This is a genomic window from Bradyrhizobium sp. AUGA SZCCT0283, from assembly GCF_018130385.1.
Taxonomy (GTDB): Bacteria; Pseudomonadota; Alphaproteobacteria; order Rhizobiales; family Xanthobacteraceae; genus Bradyrhizobium.
The window spans coordinates 1-2,057 of record NZ_JAFCLU010000100.1 but is presented as its reverse complement, the minus strand read 5'-3'; the positions used below and the strand labels follow the sequence as shown (position 1 = coordinate 2,057).

Here is a 2,057-nt window from a genome sequence, read left to right as displayed (position 1 = left end):
ATGAAATCGGAGGATAGGAAGTACTTCAATCGCCTTGCCTGATTCATGGCATCCCTCCGATAGCTGACATCCGATGCCATCATGGAAGCCTCTGCCTCGCCGCACCGTGAGGCGCATCACGCCGCGCCGGAACGGGGAGGCCATGAACCCATAAATCCAAATTGGTTGGCGGACTTCCGCTTTAATGCGCATTCCGGACTCAAGTTGGACATCGCGCGAGGTCGGAAAAGTGCCAGCAGCCGACAACCCGAAACGGCTCATCGGCTTGCGATGCGGCGGTCAGTCCCAGTGCTGCGGTGGCATCGGGCCGGCTTTCGCTACTATTGGCGTTGGAAATCGCGCCCACGGGGAGGGCGCCCCCAAGATCGAGACGGACCTCCGTGCGCTGATCCGGCGGATGAGCATCGAGAACCCGCTTTGGGGAGCGCCGCGCATCCACGGCGAATTGCTCAAGCTCGGGTTTGAAGGCGCGCAGTCGAGCGTCGCCAAGTAAATGGTCAAGCGGCGTGGGGCGCCAAGTCAGGGATGGCGCACCTTTCTGCGGAACCACGCGCCGGACATTGCTGCCATGGATCTGTTCGTTGTCCCGACCATCGGCTTCAACCTGCTCTATGCCTTTGTCGTCGTTCGGCTGGACCGCAGAGACCTGCTACCTTGCCCCGCTCCAGGCCCTCGCCAATCCTACGGGACCAAACACCTGCGCGGGGGTGACGGTATCCTCTGGAAACAGCGAAGCCTTTGTCGGCCGGGCGGTCACCCGACCGGCTCGGCCAGCAGGTCGCGGATGCAGGCGTCAATCTGGTCGCGCTCCGATTTGGTCATGCAGAACATCGTGAAATGCGCCCACAGGCTGTCAACCACGCGGAACTTGCTGTTCGGGATCAGCTTCTGCTCGGCCTCGCAATCGGCGGGGGGGAAGAACATGTCGCGCGAGAACGGCACGACGTAGGTCTTCGCCTTGATCCGCCCGAGTGCCGCGGCAAGGTCGCCGCCGGTGTGGCGGCTGACATCGCCGTGCCGCCATTTCCAGCCCATCCAGATCAGGTTGTTCGGGTCCATCGGCGCGAAATAGGCTTCCCAGAACCGGTGCAGGAAGTCCTCCAGCGACGTGAAGCCAACCTCGCGCCACGCTTCCTTGTTGTAGAAATCTTGGCACAGCCCCATCACCGACCAGATCTGCGCATGCCGCCGCAGGCCGACATGCACGTCGGACTGGTGCTTGTAGAATCCGTTGTTCCACGCGGGATCGGATTTCAACGCGTCCTCATGCGAGCGGACGAAGATGTAGTCGTGCGGCGTGGTCCTGGCGGTACCGGCGAACGGCAGCGCGCGCTTGACCATGTCCGGGAAGCGCACCGCCCATTCGTAGGTCTGCTCGGCGCCCATCGACCAACCGAGCACCAGTTCCAGCCGCTGGATGCCGTAGCGCTCGGTGATCAGCCGATGCTGCGCGACAACGTCGTCGCCGATGGTGATGTTGGGGAAGGCGCCGCCGTTGAACGGCGGCGGCGTATTGTTGGGCGAGGAAGAGAAGCCGTTGGCGAACTGGCCCGGCAGGATGATGAAATATTTGCGGGGGTCAAGCGGGCGGTCCTCGCCGATGAAGATCTCCATCGCCTTCGGCGTGCCGGACCACATGTGCGGGAACAGCACCACGTTGTCCTTCGCCGCATTCAACTTGCCGTGGGTCTTGTAGGCGATGCGGGCGTTGGGCAGCGTGATGCCGCTCTCCAGCGGGTAGCCGCCAAGTTCGAAGATCTCGTGCGGTCCATGCTCGGCTTCGGAATAGTATTCGGCTTTGGACATGAGTTCCTCCCATTGTGCCCGGCCGGCAAACGCCGCATACGGGAATTGACCTCCTGGATACCGATCCATTTAGGAATGCCCGGTTCGTCCCTGCTGTCTTGAGCTAGATCAATTTCATCCCGTCATTCCTGCATCGCGGACAGACAGCATGCCAAAAAGGTTCGCTATGTCCGTTAATGGGATGGTCCGGCCGTGCTCCTGCCCCGCCAGCAAGCGAAGCTGGCAAGGGGCGCCAAAGACGAGGAGCACGC

General features: G+C 62.1%; 3 protein-coding genes. 1 reads left to right on the top strand and 2 read right to left on the bottom strand.

The features are described 5' to 3' along the window. A partial coding sequence (locus JQ624_RS38250; RefSeq protein WP_212424019.1) for a hypothetical protein occupies positions 1 to 192 on the bottom strand: 192 nt, incomplete at its 3' end. Positions 193 to 229: 37 nt separating this feature from the next. Here JQ624_RS38250 and JQ624_RS38245 point away from each other — a divergent pair. Next, positions 230 to 493 carry a hypothetical protein gene (locus JQ624_RS38245; RefSeq protein WP_212424018.1) on the top strand — a complete coding sequence of 88 codons (264 nt, stop codon included), beginning with the start codon at positions 230 to 232 and terminating at the stop codon, positions 491 to 493. A gap of 260 nt (positions 494 to 753) precedes the next feature. Here JQ624_RS38245 and JQ624_RS38240 read toward each other — a convergent pair whose 3' ends face one another. After that, a complete protein-coding gene (locus JQ624_RS38240) occupies positions 754 to 1,806 on the bottom strand; it encodes an alpha/beta fold hydrolase (RefSeq protein ID WP_212424017.1) in 1,053 nt (350 codons plus the stop codon). Positions 1,807 to 2,057 lie beyond the last annotated feature (251 nt).